Below are 17,301 nucleotides of genomic sequence, written 5' to 3' on the forward strand. Positions count from 1 at the left end.
CCGCCGGGCCGGTCAGCCCCGCCGACAGGCCGTACGCCGGGACGAGATCGGCCCGCACGCCCTCTCCGGCGGCCCAGCCCGTCACCCGCACGAGGGTTCCCGGCGCCGCGCCCGCCACCAGGTGGGCCCGCACCTCCGCCGCGCCCCGGGCGACCACCAGGCTGGTGACGGTGGTGCCGGCCGTCACGGTGTGCCGGGAGGCGGCCCACCCCTCCCCGGTGCCGAGCGGCTCGATCTCCGCACGGCTCGGATCGCCGTCGACGAGCACGCTGTTGTCGTACGACGGCACGGGCGTGGTGGCGGTCGAGTAGGCGAGCCGGGTGTAGTAGGGGTCGTAGCGGACGTCCTCGCTGCCGTGGTTGTGCAGTCGGACCAGGCCGTCGGAACGGGTGGACTGGAGAAGCCAGTTGGGGGCGGGCAGCGGCCGGACCGCGTCCGCCCGTTCGGCCGGCCCCCGTTCCTCCGGTGCCGTCCAGACCTCGTGGTCCGGCGGCAGGAGCAGGCCGAGGAAGCCCTTGCTCGCCCAGTACGGGGAGGCGGGGCCCGAGTAGTCCTGCACGAGTGACTCGTCGGGGCCGAGCCAGCCGAGCGGCAGCAGGCCGCGCGCGTCGACCGCGCCGCCGTCGAGGAAGTAGCGCAGCGCGCCGGAGGCCAGGCGGCGTGTCTCGCCCGGGGGCAGCGGAGTGTGTCCGGTCAGGGCGCCGAGCCAGAGCGGGGCCGCCGTGGCGAACCGGTAGGTCAGGGAGCGGCCCTGGTGGAGCGGGGCGCCGTCGGCGCCGAACAGGCGGGCGTAGTCGGCGAGGTGGCGCGAGAGCCTGCCGCCGTACAAGGACAGCAGGTCACCGTCGTGCGCCAGCCAGGCGTGCAGGACCGGGTAGAGGTGCATGGCCCAGCCGTTGTAGTAGTCGAACTTGCGGCCGTCGCCGTCGGTGTACCAGCCGTCGCCGACGTACCAGTCCTCGATCCGCTCCAGTCCGCGGTCGATCGCCTTGCGGGCCGCCTCCTGCCGGTGGCCGGTCTCGGCGAGGAAGCCGCCGACGGTGACCGGGAACAGCTCCCAGTTGCACGGCCACGGCTCGGCGGTGAGCGCGTCCGCCAGCCAGGTGGCGGTCCGTTGCCGCACGGTGTCGTCCAGGCGGTCCCACAGCAGGGGCCTGGTGAGCCGCAGGGCGAGCGCGATCGAGGCGGCCTCGACCAGCGGCTGGCCGCGGTCGGTGATCCGCGGCCAGACGCCGCCGGGTCCGGCCGCGAGGCCCTCGGCATACCGGCCGAGCGCGGTCTCGTCGCGGCGGAACGCGGCCAGCAGCAGCGTGCGGGCGTACCCCTCCAGGCCGTCGGAGAGCCGGCCGGCGTGGCCCACGTGGTCGCCGGGCAGGTGGTAGAGGGCCCGGTCGGGGGTGGCGTACGGCTCGACGGCGGCGAGCAGGGCGTCGGCGGCGGACTCCCAGTGGGCGCGGGTGTAGCCGGTGCGGGGGCTCACGGCGCGGTCGTCGGCGGGCAGTCGGATCACGGCGGTGTCGTCCTTCCTCGCGGAACCCGGGACGCCCCGGTTCCGGTCGGGGCGCCCCGGGAGTTCATCCCACCCTCACCTTGCCCTCGGGCACCAGCCGCAGGGCGAGGAGCTCGTCGCGGACCAGGCTCGCGTAGAGAGTGGCCCCGAGGACGGAGGTGTGGGTGTTGTCGCGCTTCTCGGCGACGAGGTAGACCGCCTTGGAGCCTTCGACGCCGAGGGATTCGACCAGCGCCTTGGTGCGGGCGGTGAGGTCGATCAGCGGGACGCGCTCGGCGGCGGCGACCGCGCGGACGACGGCCGGGTGGTCGACGCCGAGACCGTTGACCAGCAGGGCGGTGCCGTTGTCCAGGGTGCCGTCGGTGTTGAACCAGCGGCGCACGACCGGGGTCACCAGCACCGGCTCGCCGCCCTTCTCCCGGACGCCGGCCACCAGCCTCTCCAGGTTGGCCCGGTAGGTGGCCCCGTCGGTGGTCTTGTCGTTGTGCGCGAGCTGGACGAGGACGAGGTCGCCGGGCCGGATCAGTGGCTGGACGGTGGCCCACAGGCGCGGGTCCTCCAGGTAGCTGACCGTGCTCTCGCCGGAGTCCGCGTAGTTGGCGACGGACAGCCCCTTGCGCAGGTACTGCGGGAGCTGCTGGCCCCAGCCGGAGTAGGGGGCGGCGGGCTGGTCGCAGACCGTGGAGTCACCGATGAGGATGATCCGCCGGTCGTGCCGGGCGGGGGTGACCCGGATGCCGGCCAGGGCGGGAGCGGATCCGCCGAGGGACAGGTCCAGGCCGGGGGTTCCGTCCGCGCCGGTCGGTTCGCCCTCGGGGGTGCGGACGTTCACGGTGAAGCCGCGGGTGACCCGCTCGCCGGGTGCGACGGCGGTCTCGGGCAGCAGGGCGCGGCGTGCCTCTCCCGTGACGCTCGTGCTGGACGCGGCCGCTCCGCCGAGCCGGACGGTGACGTCGTAAGCGCCCGGCGGGAGGTCGAAGTGGCAGCCGGTGGCGGTGCAGCCGGCGGTGCCGAGCGGCCGGCCGCCGTGCGCCTGGGCCGCTGCCGCCGTCGTGACGACGGCCCGGGCGGGTGCCGCCGTCACGGCGGCGGCCAGGGCGGCCGTCACCAGGGATGCGGCGGTGACACGTCTCATGCGCGGCTCCTCCATCGGTCGTACCTCGGCCGACCCGAGACCGTACCCCTTCCGACAAGCGCTTTCCAGAGTGCGGGACAAATCCGCTCGCCTTTCAACTTGAGCGCTGCGAAAGGGCTTTCGCCGACTCGCTCCAGCTGTCACCCTGCCAACACCCGCACCCCCCACGGCCTTTGCAGGAGGCACCCCCATGTCCGGATCCGGGAGCAGCACGGTCCGACGCCGTGCCTTCGTCCTCGGCTCCGCGGCCGCGACCGCCGCGGCCGCGCTGGCCGGCCCCCTCACCCGCCCCGCGGCGGCGGCCGGCTTCGGCTGGCGCGACGACGGCACGCACTACGTCGTCGACACCGGCGCCAACCTGGTCTTCAAGGTCGGCAAGGCCAACGGCGACCTGACCTCCCTGGTCTACCGGGGCACCGAGTACCAGGGCTACGGCGGCAAGAACTCCCACATCGAATCCGGCCTCGGCGCCTCCACGGTGACCCTGACTCAGTCGGGCTCGACCATCCTGGTCTCCGTCGCGTACGGCACCCTGCGCCACTACTACGCGGCCCGCAGCGGCGAGAACAACATCTACCTGTGGACCCGCAAGGCCGACTCCTCGGTCAGCGCCACCCGTTACATCCTCCGGGTCAGGGCGGGCCTGTTCCCCAACGACCAGCCGGACTCCTACACCTACACCACCAGCACCATCGAGGCATCGGACGTGTTCGCGAAGTCCGACGGCCAGACCCGCTCCAAGCACTACTCCAGGCTCCGGGTCATCGACTACGACTCCATCGGCTGGACCACCGGCAGCGTCGGCCTGTGGATCGTGCGCAGCAACCACGAGAAGGCGTCCGGCGGCCCCTTCTACCGCTCGCTGCTGCGCCACCAGAGCGCGGACGGCGGCGGGCTGTACGAGATCCTCCACTACGGCGAGAACCAGACCGAGGCCGAGCGGTACGGCCTGCAGGGCCCGTACGTCATCGCGTTCACGGACGGCGGGGCACCGTCGTCCGCGCTGTACCCCGGCACGCTGACCACGCCGTGGGCCGACTCGCTGGGCATCTCCGGGTACGTACCCGACAGCGGCCGGGGGCGGGTCGCCGGGGTCGGCATCGCCGGGCGGGACACGGCCCATCCCTACACCGTGGGACTGGCCGGCGCGTCGGCGCAGTACTGGGCGGCGGCCCGCGCCTCGGACGGGTACTTCTCCGTCTCCCGCGTGCTGCCGGGCACCTACACCCTGACGGTGTACAAGGGCGAGCTGGCCGTGCACAGCACCCAGGTGACCGTGTCCGCGGGCGCGACGACCACCCTGAACACGCTCACGGTCCCGGCCTCCAACGACCCGTCGGCGGCGAACGCCGTCTGGCGCATCGGCGACTGGAACGGCACGCCGAGCGGCTTCAAGAACGCCGACCTGATGACGTACGCCCATCCCTCCGACGTCCGGGCCGCGCCCTGGACCGGCAACGTGGTGATCGGCAGCGGCACCGAGACGTCCGCCTTCCCCTGCTACCTGTGGAAGGACGTCAACAGCGGCCTGCTCGTCTACTTCCGGCTCACCGCCGCGCAGGCCGCCGCCGCGCACACCCTGCGGATCGGCGTGACGACGGCCTACGCCAACGGCCGCCCGCAGGTCACGGTGAACGACACCTGGACGTCGGCGATCCCCTCCCCGCCCACCCAGCCGAGCACCCGTTCCCTGACGGTGGGCTCGTACCGGGGCAACAACCACACCTTCACCTACGTCGTCCCGGCCGGCGCCTGGCACACGGACACCAGCCGGTACAACGTGCTGAGGATCGACGTGGTGAGCGGGTCGGGGACGACGGGCTTCCTCAGCGCGGGCACGGCGATCGACGCCATCGACCTGCTGGCCTGAGCCCTCAGCCGACGGCCCGCTCGTCGAACTCCTGCCGTGCCGCCTGGATGGCCGCGATGTTCGCCTGCGACCAGTCGGTGATGCCCTGCACCAGCCCGCCGACCTCCTGGCCCATCACCGTCAGCCGGTACTCCACGCGCGGCGGCACGGTGGGGTACACCGTCCGGACGAGCAGGCCCTCGCGCTCCAGCGCGCGCAGGGTCTGCGTCAGGACCTTCGGTGTCACGCCGTCGAGGCGCCGCCGCAGTTCGGCGAACCGCATGGGCCGGCCGTCCTCGAGTGCCACCAGCACCAGCATGGTCCACTTGCCGGCGATCAGCTCCAGGACGGCGCGGGTGGGGCAGTCGCGCAAGAAGACGTCCACGCCGCCGTGTTTTCTCAGGTCGAAGCCGGTATCCATGAGGAACCTCGATATCAGACAAGTGCCTTCTTCCGCGCGGCCCTTGGGCGGACCGACCATGGGAAGGCACCGCGATCCGCTGACGAGGAGTCCTGATGTCCGCCCGTATGCATGCCATTGTCCAGTCCGCGTTCGGCGGTCCCGAGGTGCTCACGTACACGGAGACCGAGGTGCCGGAGCCGGGTCCGGGCGAGGTGCTGGTGCGGGTCGCCGGCGCCGGGGTCAACCCGGGCGACGCGGTGCTCCGGTCCGGCCGGGTGCCGGAGCTGGTCCCCCTGCCGTGGACGCCGGGCAACGACGTGGCCGGTGTCGTGGCACGGGTGGGCGAGGGCGTGACGCGGTTCCGCCCGGGCGACGCGGTGTACGGCATGCTGGCCGTCGGACCGCGCGGCGCGTACGCCGAGTTCACCACCGCCCCGGCCGACGCGCTGGCCTTCGCGCCGGGGAACCTCGACCTCGCGCACGCCGGGGCCGTACCGCTGGTCGCGATCACCGCCTGGCAGGCGCTGGCCGTGCTGGCACGGGTCCGGCCCGGCGACCGGGTGCTCGTCCACGCGGCGGCGGGCGGCGTCGGTCATGTCGCGGTGCAACTGGCCAAGGAGCTCGGGGCCCATGTGACCGGCACCGCGCGGGAGGCCAACCACGGCCTCCTGCGCGGGCTGGGCGCCGACGAACTGATCGACCACACCACCACCGACTTCCGGACCGCCGTGGCTCCGGTGGACGTGGTCCTGGACCTGGTCGGCGGTGACTACGGGCCGCGGTCCCTGGAGGTGCTGCGGCCCGGCGGTCTGCTGGTCGGCGCGTCGATCGATCCCGGTACGGACGAGGCGCAGGCCGCCTCCCGCGGCCTGCGCTACACCTGGGTCACGGCCGAGCCCTCCGGCCGGCTGCTGGAGCAGATCACCGAGCGCATCGAGGCGGGCCGGCTGCGGGTCGCGGTCCAGCGGGTCCTTCCGCTGGCCGAGGCCGCCGAGGCCCACCGCACCATCGAGGCGAAGCGCACCACCGGCAAGATCGTCCTGACGCCGTGAGGACCGTCAACCGCCCAGTTTCCACTGCTGGTTGCCGGCTCCGCTGCAGGTGTAGGTGATGAGCGCGGCGGAATCGGCGGTGGACGCGCCGGAGACGTCCAGGCACTCCCCGGTCGTCCGGGCCCGGACCGTCACGTAGGCGCCGGAGGTGACGACGGACCACTGCTGGGCGGCGGCGCCGGTGCAGTCCTCCTGGGTGACGCCGCTGGCGTTCTCCTGGAGACACAGGGAGCTGCCCCGGCCGAGCAGCGCCTGGTAGCCGTTGCCGAGGTCCTTGAACCACCACTTCTGGTTGGTGCCGCCGTTGCACGTGTACTGGCCGACGGCGACGCCCTGCCACAAAGATTGGTTCGGTACGTCGGCGCACTTGGAGCTGTGCCGCGCGGTCAGCGTGCGATAGGCGGCGCTGGTCCCGCCGACGGTGCCGGCGGCGGCGTCGACGGTGACCTCCGGGTACCAGGACATGCTCATCGAGGTCGGGGTGGGGAAGGCCAGCGGCAGCCAGACGTACCGGGAGTCGTTGACCGTGCCGCCGAAGGAGTTGCCCCACCGGTCGCCCAGGTAGAGGTAGGAGGTACCCGAACCGCCCTGCACGGGCAGGACGTAGGCGGTCTGCGAGCCGTAGGCCGTGGAGTCGCCGGTGTTGGTCCAGGAGGTCCAGGGCCCGGCGAGCGAGGTGGCCGTGGCGTACTGCTGCTGGTTGGGGTTCCAGCCGGTGGCGCCCGAGGTGAGCATGAAGTACACACCGTTGCGCTTGAAGAGGGCCGGGGCCTCGCGGTGGCCGCCGGGCCAGGGGTTGGCGACCAGGCCGGCGACGCCGGTGTAGTCGGCGGTCAGCTTGTAGATGTGCAGGTCGTAGTTCTCGTTGGCGGCCGAGACCAGGTAGGCGGTGCCGTCGGTGTCGACGTACGTCGTCAGGTCGCGGGACATGTACCGGCCGAGCGGCCGGAAGCTGCCGCGGTAGGAGTAGCCGCCGTCGACGGTGTCGGAGACGGCGACGGCCGCCCGGGCCTCGCTGTAGTCGGTGCCGTTCTCCTTGTGCATCCACATGACGAACGTGCCGGTGGCCGCGTTGTAGACGACCTTGGGGCGCTCGATGTAGGCGGTGGCCAGTTCGGGGGCGGAGGACCGGGTCAGGACGTGGCCGCGGAACTCCCAGTTCCGCAGGTCGGTGGAGCGGTAGGCGTCCACGGACCGGAAGGTGTTGTCGCTGTTGCGGTCCTCGCCGAACCAGTAGTAGTAGGCACCGACCCGGAGCACGCCGCCGCCGTGGGCGTGCACGGGGTTGCCCGAAGTGTCCGTGAACCGTGTGCCGTTGGTGATCGTCAGCGGTGCCGCCCGCGCCGGACCGGCCGTCGCCAGGGCGGCGGCGAGGGAGCAGCACAGGGCCAGCAGGAGCGCGTACGCGCGTTTCATTTCACACACCCTCCTGCACGGTGTCCGCCACGGGGACGCCGAAGTCCGGGGTGCCGTCCGGCTTCCAGCCGAGCTTCTGGATGCGGGTGTGCCGGTTGGGGTCGTGCAGCGGGTCGCCGGTGATCTCTTCGTACTGGCGGGCGTGGTAGACGAGGACGTCGGTACGGCCGTCCTCGGCCACGGTGAAGCAGTTGTGGCCCGGCCCGTACTGCCGGGTGGTGTCGTTGCTGGTGAAGACGGGAACGGGCGACTTGGCCCAGCTCGCGGCGTCCATCAGGTCGCTGTCGGCGTCGGCCGTCAGCAGGCCCACGCAGTAGTGCCGGTCGGTGGCGCTGGCGGAGTAGGTGAGGAAGACGCGGCCGTTGCGCCGGAGCACGTACGGGCCCTCGTTGACCTTGTAGCCGACGCACTCCCAGTCGTACTCGGGCGTGGACAGCCGCACCTGGGGGCCGGTGAGCGTCCAGGGGTCGGCCATCCGGGAGATCCACAGCGCGGTGTTGCCGTCCATGCCGGGCTCGTGCTGGGCCCACACCAGGTAGCGGGTCCCGCGGTGCTTGAAGGTGGTGGCGTCCAGGGAGAAGGTCTCCCAGGCGGTCTTGACCTGACCCCGCTCGACCCAGGTCCCCCGGAAGGGGTCGGGGTGGGCGTTCTCCAGCACCCAGATGCGGATGGCCCACACGTCCTCGGCGGGGGCCGAGGCGAAGTAGATGTACCACTTGCCGCCGATCCGGTGCAGCTCCGGCGCCCAGATGTGGGCCCCCATCGGGCCGGTGGCGTGCGCCCGCCAGATCACCGACTCGGCCGCCGTGCCGAGACCGCCCAGGGTGCGGGAGCGGCGCAGGACGATGCGGTCGTACTCGGGGACGGTCGCCGTGAAGTAGTAGCGGCCGTCGGTGTGGCGGGTGATGTGGGGGTCGGCGCGCTGGAGGACGAGGGGGTTGGCGTAGGGGGCCGGCTTCGCGGGGGCGGGGGCCGCCTGGGCCGCCCCGGGGGCGACGGCCAGGGCGCCGGCGGCCAGCGCGGCGCCCTTGAGCACCAGTCTGCGGCTGGGGACGTCGGGCAGGTCGTGGTCGCGGCTCATGCGGACTGCCTCTCGGTGGGGAACGCGGTCGTTCGGCGTATCGATTGTCCGAAATACCGATCATCATCTGTGATACCGAACGCGGAAAAGGTAAGGGTGCGCCTGGGAGTGGTCAATGGGTCCGACGCGAGCGGGGGAAAACGCTTTCTCCGGCCGGGCGACCGGGGAGCCGAGCGGTCGGCGAGCCGGGCGAGCGGGGAGCCGAGCGGCCGGACAGCCGGGGGGCTCTGCCGCCGCGAGACGCCCGGCCGGCAAGCCGGCGCCTCACGTCCACCGCCACGCGCTCCCACCTGCCGGACGCCGGGGCCCGCTCCGCTCCCCGTCGACTAGCGTCGTGACATGACCAGCGACACCTCCCCCAGCCTCGCCGACGCCCTCACCGCCGGGACGGTCGTGCTCGACGGCGGCATGTCGAACCAGCTGGAGTCGGCCGGGCACGACCTGAGCGACGAGCTGTGGTCGGCGCGGCTGCTCGCCGAGCGGCCCGAGGCGGTCACCGACGCCCACCTCGCCTACTTCCTCGCGGGCGCGAGCGTGGCCATCACGGCCAGCTACCAGGCCACCTTCGAGGGCTTCGCCAAGCGCGGCACCGGCCGCGAGGAGACCGCGCGGCTGCTCGCCCGCAGCGTGGAACTGGCCCGCGCGGCGGCCCGGCAGGCGGCGCAGAAGGGCGTCGAACGGCCGCTGTGGGTGGCCGCGTCGGTGGGACCGTACGGGGCGATGCTCGCGGACGGCTCCGAGTACCGGGGCCGGTACGGGCTGAGCGTGGCCGAACTGGAACGGTTCCACCGCCCGCGGATCGAGGTGCTGGCCGCCGCCGCGCCGGACGTGCTGGCGCTGGAGACCGTCCCGGACGCCGACGAGGCCGCCGCGTTGCTGCGGGCGGTGCGGGGGCTGGGCGTGCCGGTCTGGCTGTCGTACACCGTCGACGGTCCGCGGACCCGGGCCGGCCAGCCGCTGGAGGAGGCGTTCGCCCTCGCCGCCGGCGTGGACGAGGTGATCGCCGTCGGGGTGAACTGCTGCGCCCCCCAGGACGTCGGGCCCGCCGCCGGGATCGCGGCCCGGGTCACCGGCAGGCCGGTCGTGGTCTACCCGAACAGCGGTGAGGGCTGGGACGCGCGGGCCCGGGCCTGGCGGGGGCGTACGACGTTCGGCGCCGCGCAGGTCACGGCGTGGCGGGAGGCGGGGGCCCGGTTGATCGGGGGGTGCTGCCGGGTGGGGCCGGAGGGGATCGCCGCGATCGCCCGAACGGTGTGATCCACGTCCCGCCACACCCTCCCCCGGCACTCCCCGCATGCCGGTGCTCCCCCGCACGCGGGCGGGCCGGTCAGCGGCGCAGTGTGGTCACCGAGCGGCGCAGGCGGCGCATCGCGGCGGCGAGTTCGGCGCCGGGCGCGCGGGGCACGGAGGTGCGCGGCGGTGCCGGGACGGTGGGCGCCGCCGACCACAGCGCGACCTCCGCGTCGCGTGGGCCGTAGGCCGTGTACGGGGCGCCGCCGTCGAAGATCCGTACCGGATGGGTGGCGTCCCAGGCCGCCCAGCCGGGATGCCCGGTCGTCACGAACCGCACCCAGGCGGCGTGCATCGCGTCGCACAGTTCCCGCGGGGCGCCCTCGCCGGCCAGCTTCCTGGACTCGGGCACGTCCCCGGTGTCGAAGACGAACCCCAGTTCCAGGGCGTGGCAGGAGCCGAGGCCGGGAAGGCCCGACGGCCACGCGAACTCGTACAGCCAGGCGGCGCCGGGGCGGGCGTCGGCGAGCCGGTGCAGCGGTATCCGCAGCAGGTGGTCGGTGACCATCTGGCCGACGATCTCGGCGGCCCCGGCGTCGGGGTGCAGCGCGCGGTAGCCGCGCGGCACCTCGTGCCCGGCGTGGCAGCGGGCCATGGCCCCGGCCAGGGCGACCGCGCCGAGCCGGTCGACGCGCTCCAGCAGCCCGCCGGGCACCAGCCACAGCCGGTACTCGTCCCGGGTCCAGCCCATCAGCAGCTCCACGTCCGGTGCCGCGGTGCCCTCGGTCAGCGCCTTGAGCGGGTCCCGGGGTACGAGGTCGCCGTCCACGACGATGCCGAAGGCGGGTCCGCCGAGCACCGGGCCGCCGAGCCGGCCGGCCTCGGCCTGGGTGCGCAGCAGCAGCTCGCGGTCGACGGCGGCGAACGCCTCGGCGGTGGCGGGGATCCTCAGCCGGGTCGCCATCCGGCGCACCATCCGGCGCACCTTGTCGCGGTCGCAGACCTCGGGCGGGCCGCTCTGGAGCACCGCGCGCCGGATCAGGCCCCGTGTCTGGGGCGCGGCGAGCAGGACGCCCGCGCTGATGGCACCGGCCGACTGGCCGCACAGGGTGATCCGGCCGGGATCACCCCCGAACGCCTCGATCGTGTCGTGCACCCAGCGCAGGGCGGCGAGCTGGTCGCGCAGGCCCGGGTTGGGGGGTGCGTCCGGGAAGAGGCCGTACCCCTCCACCCCCAGCCGGTAGTTGACCGAGACACAGACGACCCCGTCGCGCGCGAAGGCGCTGCCGTCGTACACCGGGACGGCCGAGGAGCCCCTGGTCAGCGCTCCGCCGTGGAGCCAGACCAGCACCGGCAGCCGGGCGCCCGGGCCGGGTTCGGGGGTCCACACGTTGAGGTTGAGGCAGTCGTCGCCGGGAATCACCGGGTCGGACAGGTACTGGGCGAACGCCTCGGAGTACGGCGGTTTCGGCGCGGTCGGCCCGAAGGCACCCGCGTCCCGCACCCCGTCCCAGGGCTCGGGCGGCCGGGGCGGGCGGAACCGCAGGGGGCCGAAGGGCGGGGCGGCGTACGGGATGCCGCGGAAGACCGCGATCCCCCGCTCGTACCGGCCGCGCACGGCTCCGTGGGGTGTGGTGACCACGGGCTCCGCCCGTTTCGCCGCCACGGGCCCCGGCTGCTCTGCCGTCACCTCGCCCACCACCCCTTCGCCGTGCTCCGGCGCCCGCACGCGCGCCGGCGGCGCCGTGCACCGTTCACATCAGAGCACCACAGTGCGCGGCGGTATTCCGGCGCAGGGGCCGCTCACTGGGCCGTTCGGTGGACATCGGGGCGGGGGAACCCGGCTGACGCGCGGTCCCGCCGCCGGCGAACCGCCGCACGGCCCGCGCGTCCGTCGCCGCGGAGCGGCCGACCGCGTGATATCGCGGGCCGGTTCGCCCTGCGGGCGGTGACCCCGCACCCGTGGAGATCGTTTGCCGGGCATGAACCACACCACGCGTACCGCCGCGGCCCTCGCCGTGGCCGCAGTCGCCCTGGTCACCGCCTACGGCACGGCCCACGCCGCCTGCCGCACCCTCGCCCCCGGACAGCAGCGCGCCACCGTGGCCGGGCCCGCCGACGAGCACGACCCGAAGGAGGACGTCGAGGTCGACGAGAACGGCCGCCCCGACCTCACCGAGGACTAGGCCGTGTCTTTCGGATCAGCCCGACTCCGGGGTGCGGTTCGTTGGTGGTGCCGGTGAGCGGGGCTTGGTGCGTGCAGCTGCAAGGCGGAGGAGGGAGTCGACGCGGCGCGTCGGCGACCGACGACAACGCGGCAGATGTGCGTGCCAAGCCCCGCGGCCCCGGGGTGATCCGAAAGACACGGCCTAGGGGCGTCCCGTCGATCGGGCCGGAGCCCGCGATGATCGGCGGGACACCCCCTGGCACGCCCCGGCGGGCGGTCCGCCCGTCGCCCCGGGTGTCTTCCGTGGGGCGGGCCGCCGGTGCCGGGGGCGGTCGCGTTACAGCGCGCGTTCCAGCCGGTCCGCCATCAGCTTGACGAACCGGGCCGGCTCCTTCGGCTGGCCGCCCTCGGCGAGCACGGCCAGGCCGTGCAGGAGCTCGGCGGTCTCGGCGAGCTCCGCGCGGTCCGTGCGCTCCTTGTACGCCTGGTTGAGGCCCTTGACCAGCTGGTGGTCCGGGTTGAGCTCCAGGATCCGCTTGGCGCTCGGCACCTCCTGGCCCATCGCGCGGTACATGTTCTCCAGGGCCGGGGTCAGATCGTGCGCGTCGGAGACGACACAGGCCGGGGAGACGGTGAGGCGCGAGGACAGGCGTACCTCCTTGATGTCCTCCTCCAGCTGCTCCTTCATCCAGCCGAGCAGCCCGGAGTACTCCTCGGTCTGCTTCTCCCGCTCGCCCTCGGCGGTGTCCTCGTCCTCGGCGTCGAGGTCGATCTGCCCCTTGGCGACGGACCGCAGCTTCTTGCCCTCGTACTCGCCGACGGCGTCCGCCCACACCTCGTCCACCGGGTCGGTGAGCAGCAGCACCTCGATGCCCCGCTCCCGGAACGCCTCCATGTGCGGGGAGTTCTCGATGCTCTGCCGGGACTCGCCGGTCAGGTAGTAGATGTCCTCCTGCCCGTCCTTCATCCGCTCCACATAGCCCTTGAGCGTGGTCGGCTCGGTGTCGTGGTGCGTGCTGGCGAAGGACGCGACGGCGAGGATGGCGTCGCGGTTCTCCGAGTCGGTGACCAGTCCCTCCTTCAGGACCGTGCCGAACTCCCGCCAGAACGTGCCGTACCGCTCCTGGTCCTTGGTCATCATCTCCTTGACCGTGGACAGGACCTTCTTCGTCAGCCGCCGCCGCATCATCTCGATGTGGCGGTCCTGCTGGAGGATCTCGCGGGAGACGTTGAGCGAGAGGTCCGCCGCGTCGACCACGCCCTTGACGAAGCGGAGGTACGGCGGCAGCAGCGCCTCGCAGTCGTCCATGATGAACACGCGCTTGACGTACAGCTGGACGCCGCGCCTGAAGTCCCGCGTGAAGAGGTCGTGGGGGGCGTGCGCGGGCAGGAACAGCAGGGCCTGGTACTCGAAGGTGCCCTCCGCCTGGAGCCGGATCGTCTCCAGGGGGTCACGCCAGTCGTGGCCGATGTGCTTGTACAGCTCGTGGTACTCGTCGTCGGACACCTCGTCGCGCGGCCGCGCCCACAGCGCCTTCATGGAGTTGAGCGTCTCGGGTTCGGGCGCCTCGTCGCCGCCGTCGGCGGAGGCGGGCCGCTCGGGCACCATCCGGACGGGCCAGGTGATGAAGTCCGAGTACCGCTTGACGATCTCCTTGATCTTCCACGGTGAGGTGTAGTCGTGGAGCTGGTTCTCGGGGTCGGCCGGCTTGAGGTGGAGCGTGACCGAGGTCCCCTGCGGCGCCTCGTCCACCCGCTCCAGCGTGTACGTCCCCTCGCCCCGCGACGACCAGCGGGTGCCCTGGCTCTCGCCGGCGCGCCGGGTCAGCAGGGTGACCTCGTCCGCCACCATGAAGCCGGAGTAGAAGCCGACGCCGAACTGGCCGATCAGCCCCTCCTCGCCGGCCGCGTCCCGGGCCTCGCGCAGCTCCTGCAGGAACTTGGCGGTGCCCGAGTTGGCGATCGTGCCGATGAGCCGGCCGACCTCGTCGTACGACATCCCGATGCCGTTGTCCCGCACGGTGAGCGTACGGGCGTCCTTGTCGATGTCGAGCTCGATGTGCAGGTCGGACACGTCGGCGTCGAGCGAGTCGTCCCAGAGCTTCTCCAGACGCAGCTTGTCCAGGGCGTCGGAGGCGTTGGAGATGAGCTCCCGCAGGAAGACATCCTTGTTCGAATAGACCGAATGGATCATCAGCTGGAGCAGCTGACGGGCCTCCACCTGAAACTCAAACGTCTCAGTCGGCATGTTCGCGATACCTCACAGGTGCTGTCGCCGGAACCGATGGCAGACACTGTAAAACACCACGTCAGGGCGGGTGGCCGAAACAGGGGGCAGTGGCCGGATCGAACTGGGGCCCCTGCGTCCCGGCGTGGCCGATGCGCTGGGTGTCCACCTCCTCACGCTGCGGAGACCGCGAAGTCGGGGCTCATGACCCCGCATTCCCCGGGTACTCGGCCGTCGGGAACGCAAGCAGTGACACGGAGGTACACAGATGAGCACGGTCAGGGAAACGGTGGAGGTCGAGGTCCCGCTCCACACCGCCTACAACCAGTGGACGCAGTTCGAGCAGTTCCCGAAGTTCATGGAAGGCGTCGAGGAGGTCCGGCAGCTGGACGCCCGGCACAATCACTGGACCACGAAGATCGGTGGCGTGACCCGGGAGTTCGACACCGAGATCGTCGACCAGCTCCCCGACGAGCGCATCACCTGGCGCACCACCAGCGGCGACACCAACCAGAGGGGCATGGTCCGCTTCGAGCGCGTGGACGACATGCACACCAGGGTCGAGCTGGTGATGGACGTGGAGCCCAGTGGAGCCGTGGAGAAGGTCGGCGACCTGATCGGCACGATCGACCGGCGCGTCAAGGGGGACATGAAGCGGTTCAAGGAGTACATCGAGGAGCGCGGCGGTGAGTCCGGTGAGTGGCGCGGCCGGATCCGTCCGGGAGACCCCGGCTCGGCCGTGTGACCGCCCGCCGCCACACGGCACACGCCGTCGAGCCGCCGCCTCCGCCCCGGAGTTCCCCCTCCGGGCGGAGGCGGCGGCTTTTGCGTCCATCGGGGCGACGGGGCTCCCGGCTCGCACACTCGCGCCCCGGGGCGCACGATAATCACAGGGGGCACTCGTCACCCGGGGGGCACTCGGCACCGCGGACCGTACGCGGGAACCGCGGTCGGCACGAGGAGGCCACCATGACCCGCGCCGGCAGCGTCGCCGGTCTGCCCGACACCATCGAGCCCGGCGGCACCCGTTCGGAGAACCATCCCTGGAAGATTCGGCTGGTCAAGCACCCGAAGCGGTTCGAATCGGCGTTCTTCAGAGCCGCGAAGCAGACGGCGCGCAAGATCATCGCGGAGATGGCCGACGAGGACCTCCCCTACGGGCCCCGGCCCACCGGGTCGGAGCACTGGGAGATGCACCACGGCGGCAGCCTCTGGGTGAGGGCGGAGGGGGGCTGGCGGATGTACCGGGCCCGCGTGGGCATCGAGTGGAGCATGCAGTTCTGCGCCGAGCCGTGGCGCGTGGACCGGTTGCGCCGGGACGCGGCCGAACTCGTGGCGGCCTTCCCGCTCACCCTGCCGGCGCTGGCCGAACTCGGTTACGAGGAGGCCGGTGACCTGCTCCGGACACCCGTCGAGGACGCCGACGGCGTCGAGGCGTGGACGGACTCCCTCTTCAACGCCTGTGTCCCGATGAGCCGCGGGAACCACCAGGGGATCCTGCCGAAGGTTCCCGGCGAGCACCACTACCCGTGGCCGGTGAAGGGCGCCGACTTCGTCCGGTACGAGGACTTCCAGTTGTGGGTGACGCTGCCCGACGGCACGCACGGGGCCGTGACGCCGGTGGACCGGCGGGGCTCCGGCGACGGGCATGTGCGGCTGGTGCACGCCCCGGAGGGCAGCCGGGCCGCGGGCACCCTCGCGGAGGCGCAGGACCTGGGGCTGATGGCGGTCCTGCCGCCGAACAGTTCGACCGCGCTCCAGGCGTTCTCCGCGCAGATCGAGCCGGGGCAGCGCACGGCGTCCGGCCCGCTCGCCACGCGCCGCGGGCGCGGGAACGGCCGCCGCCCGGCCTGACGCCCGGCCACGGTGGCGGTGGCCGCGCCGGGGGCGGCCGCCGGCCGGGGACCGGCGGGGCGGGGCCGGCCGCGGCGCGCCGAGGGTCGTACGTCCCTCCTTCGCGCCGCCACGACCCTCGCGTGCGCCCGTGCGCCCGTGCGCCCGTGCGCCCGCGGTCAGTTCGGGTTGTCCCCGTGCGTGAGGGTCTCCCAGGCGACGAAGAGGTTGTTGCTGCCCGCCGGACGGTTCTGCTCCGTCAGGGCCTGGGTGTTGGTCATGGCGACGCCCAGGCGGTTGTGCAGGGCGTTGTAGCCGACCTCGGTGACCGGGCCGAGCCCCCGCTTGACGGATCCGCCGCACAGCCAGCTCGGGACGGCGGCACCGAGTTCGTACTTGGAATGGAAGCCGAGCGCCTGCCGCAGCCGCTCGCCGACGTCGGTGCCGTACAGGTCCTGACCCTGGATGCGGCTGGTCTCGGCGACGTGCGAGATGGCGGAGATGCCGTATCCGGTGTGGGTGAAGTCGCGGCAGGTCTCCTGGGTCAGGCCGGTGACGAAGGTGGACTGGCCCTGCCAGTAGGCGACGATCTTGTCGCGGGTGTTGAGGTTCTGGCTCGGTACGGTCTTCGGCAGATCGCCGTCGGAGGCGAGGTACACGTAGGCCGCGGTGCGGGTGCGGAACTTCGCCATGGCCGTGTCGTACGACGCCCTGTCCTCCAGGAAGACGGAGATCCCGACGGCCGCCTCCATCATCGACAGCTCCCAGTTGCCGTTGGAGTTGGAGCCGTTGATGATTTCGGGCAGGTAGACGTTGCGGAGCATGGACGCGAAGCGGCCGGAGTTGGCCCAGGTGCCGGTGTACGTGTACTTGATGATCTCGGCGGCCTTCGGCCAGGAGGAGCCCGCCCAGCCGGTCTGGAGCGGTGCGTTGCTGTTGGTGTGGTCCTGCAGCACCGCGGACCAGGCGTCCATCAGCTCGATGGCCTTCTTGGCGTAGCGCTCGTCACGGGTGATGTACCAGGCGAGCGCGTCGGTGTAGGCCGCGATCGCGTCCTCGCGCTCGTCGGTGCAGCCGTAGTTGGGGTTGGAGTACGAACCGCACTCCACGACGGCGCGGGGCTGGGGTGTACGGCTGAGGCTCGCGTACTTGCTCGCCATCATCTGGTCGTACGCGCTCTTCCAGGGCTGCGCGCCGGCGAGCACCCGGTCGCGGGCCAAGTCGAGTTGCGCGCGGGAGACGGTGACGCCGGGGTGGGCGAAGACCGTGGGCGCGGCCTCGGCCCGCTGGGCGCCGGGCCAGGAGAGCAGTCCGGCGCCGAGCAGTGCCGCCGCCGTGAGGGCGAGAGCGGAACGCGGGGACGTACGGCGGCGCCGGGTGGGTGTGTCCTGCATCTAG

The 17,301-nt window shown here is 72.7% G+C and carries 14 protein-coding genes; 6 read left to right on the forward strand and 8 right to left on the reverse strand.

Going from position 1 to position 17,301, the window contains the following annotated elements:
- Together ABZ576_RS20810 and ABZ576_RS20815 are read right to left on the reverse strand one after the other, a co-directional pair.
- Positions 1 to 1,507: DUF2264 domain-containing protein (locus tag ABZ576_RS20810; protein ID WP_360742501.1), on the reverse strand; the 1,507-nt coding region annotated here is incomplete at its 3' end.
- 67 nt (positions 1,508 to 1,574) lie between these two features.
- Positions 1,575 to 2,645, reverse strand: coding sequence for a rhamnogalacturonan acetylesterase (locus ABZ576_RS20815; protein WP_360742504.1), 1,071 nt, complete (start codon positions 2,643 to 2,645; stop codon positions 1,575 to 1,577).
- 190 nt (positions 2,646 to 2,835) lie between these two features.
- Here ABZ576_RS20815 and ABZ576_RS20820 point away from each other — a divergent pair, with 190 nt between their 5' ends.
- Positions 2,836 to 4,515 carry a rhamnogalacturonan lyase B N-terminal domain-containing protein gene (locus ABZ576_RS20820; RefSeq protein ID WP_360742507.1) on the forward strand — a complete coding sequence of 560 codons (1,680 nt, stop codon included), beginning with the start codon at positions 2,836 to 2,838 and terminating at the stop codon, positions 4,513 to 4,515.
- 4 nt (positions 4,516 to 4,519) lie between these two features.
- Here ABZ576_RS20820 and ABZ576_RS20825 read toward each other — a convergent pair whose 3' ends face one another.
- Positions 4,520 to 4,915 (reverse strand): helix-turn-helix domain-containing protein, encoded by a 396-nt coding sequence (locus ABZ576_RS20825; RefSeq protein WP_360742510.1) that lies wholly within the window; start codon positions 4,913 to 4,915, stop codon positions 4,520 to 4,522.
- Between the two features lie 95 nt (positions 4,916 to 5,010).
- On the opposite strand from ABZ576_RS20825, the gene ABZ576_RS20830 reads away from it, so the two are divergent.
- Positions 5,011 to 5,949 carry an NADP-dependent oxidoreductase gene (locus ABZ576_RS20830; RefSeq protein WP_360742513.1) on the forward strand — a complete coding sequence of 313 codons (939 nt, stop codon included), beginning with the start codon at positions 5,011 to 5,013 and terminating at the stop codon, positions 5,947 to 5,949.
- A gap of 6 nt (positions 5,950 to 5,955) precedes the next feature.
- Here ABZ576_RS20830 and ABZ576_RS20835 read toward each other — a convergent pair whose 3' ends face one another.
- A complete protein-coding gene (locus tag ABZ576_RS20835) occupies positions 5,956 to 7,365 on the reverse strand; it encodes a family 43 glycosylhydrolase (RefSeq protein WP_360742516.1) in 1,410 nt (469 codons plus the stop codon).
- 1 nt (position 7,366) lies between these two features.
- A complete protein-coding gene (locus ABZ576_RS20840) occupies positions 7,367 to 8,446 on the reverse strand; it encodes a glycoside hydrolase family 43 protein (protein ID WP_360742519.1) in 1,080 nt (359 codons plus the stop codon).
- A 339-nt stretch (positions 8,447 to 8,785) separates the two neighbouring features.
- On the opposite strand from ABZ576_RS20840, the gene mmuM reads away from it, so the two are divergent.
- Positions 8,786 to 9,703 (forward strand): homocysteine S-methyltransferase, encoded by a 918-nt coding sequence (gene mmuM, locus ABZ576_RS20845; RefSeq protein ID WP_360742521.1) that lies wholly within the window; start codon positions 8,786 to 8,788, stop codon positions 9,701 to 9,703.
- Positions 9,704 to 9,773: 70 nt separating this feature from the next.
- Here mmuM and ABZ576_RS20850 read toward each other — a convergent pair whose 3' ends face one another.
- Positions 9,774 to 11,318 carry a carboxylesterase family protein gene (locus tag ABZ576_RS20850; RefSeq protein ID WP_360742524.1) on the reverse strand — a complete coding sequence of 515 codons (1,545 nt, stop codon included), beginning with the start codon at positions 11,316 to 11,318 and terminating at the stop codon, positions 9,774 to 9,776.
- Between the two features lie 340 nt (positions 11,319 to 11,658).
- On the opposite strand from ABZ576_RS20850, the gene ABZ576_RS20855 reads away from it, so the two are divergent.
- Positions 11,659 to 11,862: a hypothetical protein gene (locus ABZ576_RS20855; RefSeq protein WP_360742527.1), complete on the forward strand. Its 204-nt coding sequence runs from the start codon at positions 11,659 to 11,661 to the stop codon at positions 11,860 to 11,862.
- Positions 11,863 to 12,180: 318 nt separating this feature from the next.
- Here the strand turns inward: ABZ576_RS20855 and htpG are convergent, their stop codons facing one another.
- Positions 12,181 to 14,091, reverse strand: a complete 1,911-nt coding sequence (htpG, locus tag ABZ576_RS20860; RefSeq protein WP_360742530.1) for a molecular chaperone HtpG — start codon at positions 14,089 to 14,091, stop codon at positions 12,181 to 12,183.
- Positions 14,092 to 14,338: 247 nt separating this feature from the next.
- Here htpG and ABZ576_RS20865 point away from each other — a divergent pair, with 247 nt between their 5' ends.
- Positions 14,339 to 14,815, forward strand: coding sequence for an SRPBCC family protein (locus ABZ576_RS20865; RefSeq protein ID WP_360742533.1), 477 nt, complete (start codon positions 14,339 to 14,341; stop codon positions 14,813 to 14,815).
- Between the two features lie 224 nt (positions 14,816 to 15,039).
- A complete protein-coding gene (locus tag ABZ576_RS20870; RefSeq protein WP_360742536.1) occupies positions 15,040 to 15,924 on the forward strand; it encodes a DUF6424 family protein in 885 nt (294 codons plus the stop codon).
- Positions 15,925 to 16,082: 158 nt separating this feature from the next.
- Here the strand turns inward: ABZ576_RS20870 and ABZ576_RS20875 are convergent, their stop codons facing one another.
- Positions 16,083 to 17,297: an alginate lyase family protein gene (locus ABZ576_RS20875; protein ID WP_360742539.1), complete on the reverse strand. Its 1,215-nt coding sequence runs from the start codon at positions 17,295 to 17,297 to the stop codon at positions 16,083 to 16,085.
- Between the last annotated feature and the right edge of the window lie 4 nt (positions 17,298 to 17,301).

Origin of the sequence: Streptomyces sp. NPDC013455, assembly GCF_040632975.1 — a bacterium.
GTDB lineage: Bacteria > Actinomycetota > Actinomycetes > Streptomycetales > Streptomycetaceae > Streptomyces.

Coding starts and splice junctions, on each gene's coding strand:
- ABZ576_RS20815 (WP_360742504.1), bottom strand. CDS start 2,645: ATGAGACGTGTCACCGCCGCATCCCTGGTGACGGCCGCCCTGGCCGCC.
- ABZ576_RS20820 (WP_360742507.1), top strand. CDS start 2,836: ATGTCCGGATCCGGGAGCAGCACGGTCCGACGCCGTGCCTTCGTCCTC.
- ABZ576_RS20825 (WP_360742510.1), bottom strand. CDS start 4,915: ATGGATACCGGCTTCGACCTGAGAAAACACGGCGGCGTGGACGTCTTC.
- ABZ576_RS20830 (WP_360742513.1), top strand. CDS start 5,011: ATGTCCGCCCGTATGCATGCCATTGTCCAGTCCGCGTTCGGCGGTCCC.
- ABZ576_RS20835 (WP_360742516.1), bottom strand. CDS start 7,365: ATGAAACGCGCGTACGCGCTCCTGCTGGCCCTGTGCTGCTCCCTCGCC.
- ABZ576_RS20840 (WP_360742519.1), bottom strand. CDS start 8,446: ATGAGCCGCGACCACGACCTGCCCGACGTCCCCAGCCGCAGACTGGTG.
- mmuM (WP_360742521.1), top strand. CDS start 8,786: ATGACCAGCGACACCTCCCCCAGCCTCGCCGACGCCCTCACCGCCGGG.
- ABZ576_RS20855 (WP_360742527.1), top strand. CDS start 11,659: ATGAACCACACCACGCGTACCGCCGCGGCCCTCGCCGTGGCCGCAGTC.
- htpG (WP_360742530.1), bottom strand. CDS start 14,091: ATGCCGACTGAGACGTTTGAGTTTCAGGTGGAGGCCCGTCAGCTGCTC.
- ABZ576_RS20865 (WP_360742533.1), top strand. CDS start 14,339: ATGAGCACGGTCAGGGAAACGGTGGAGGTCGAGGTCCCGCTCCACACC.
- ABZ576_RS20870 (WP_360742536.1), top strand. CDS start 15,040: ATGACCCGCGCCGGCAGCGTCGCCGGTCTGCCCGACACCATCGAGCCC.
- ABZ576_RS20875 (WP_360742539.1), bottom strand. CDS start 17,297: ATGCAGGACACACCCACCCGGCGCCGCCGTACGTCCCCGCGTTCCGCT.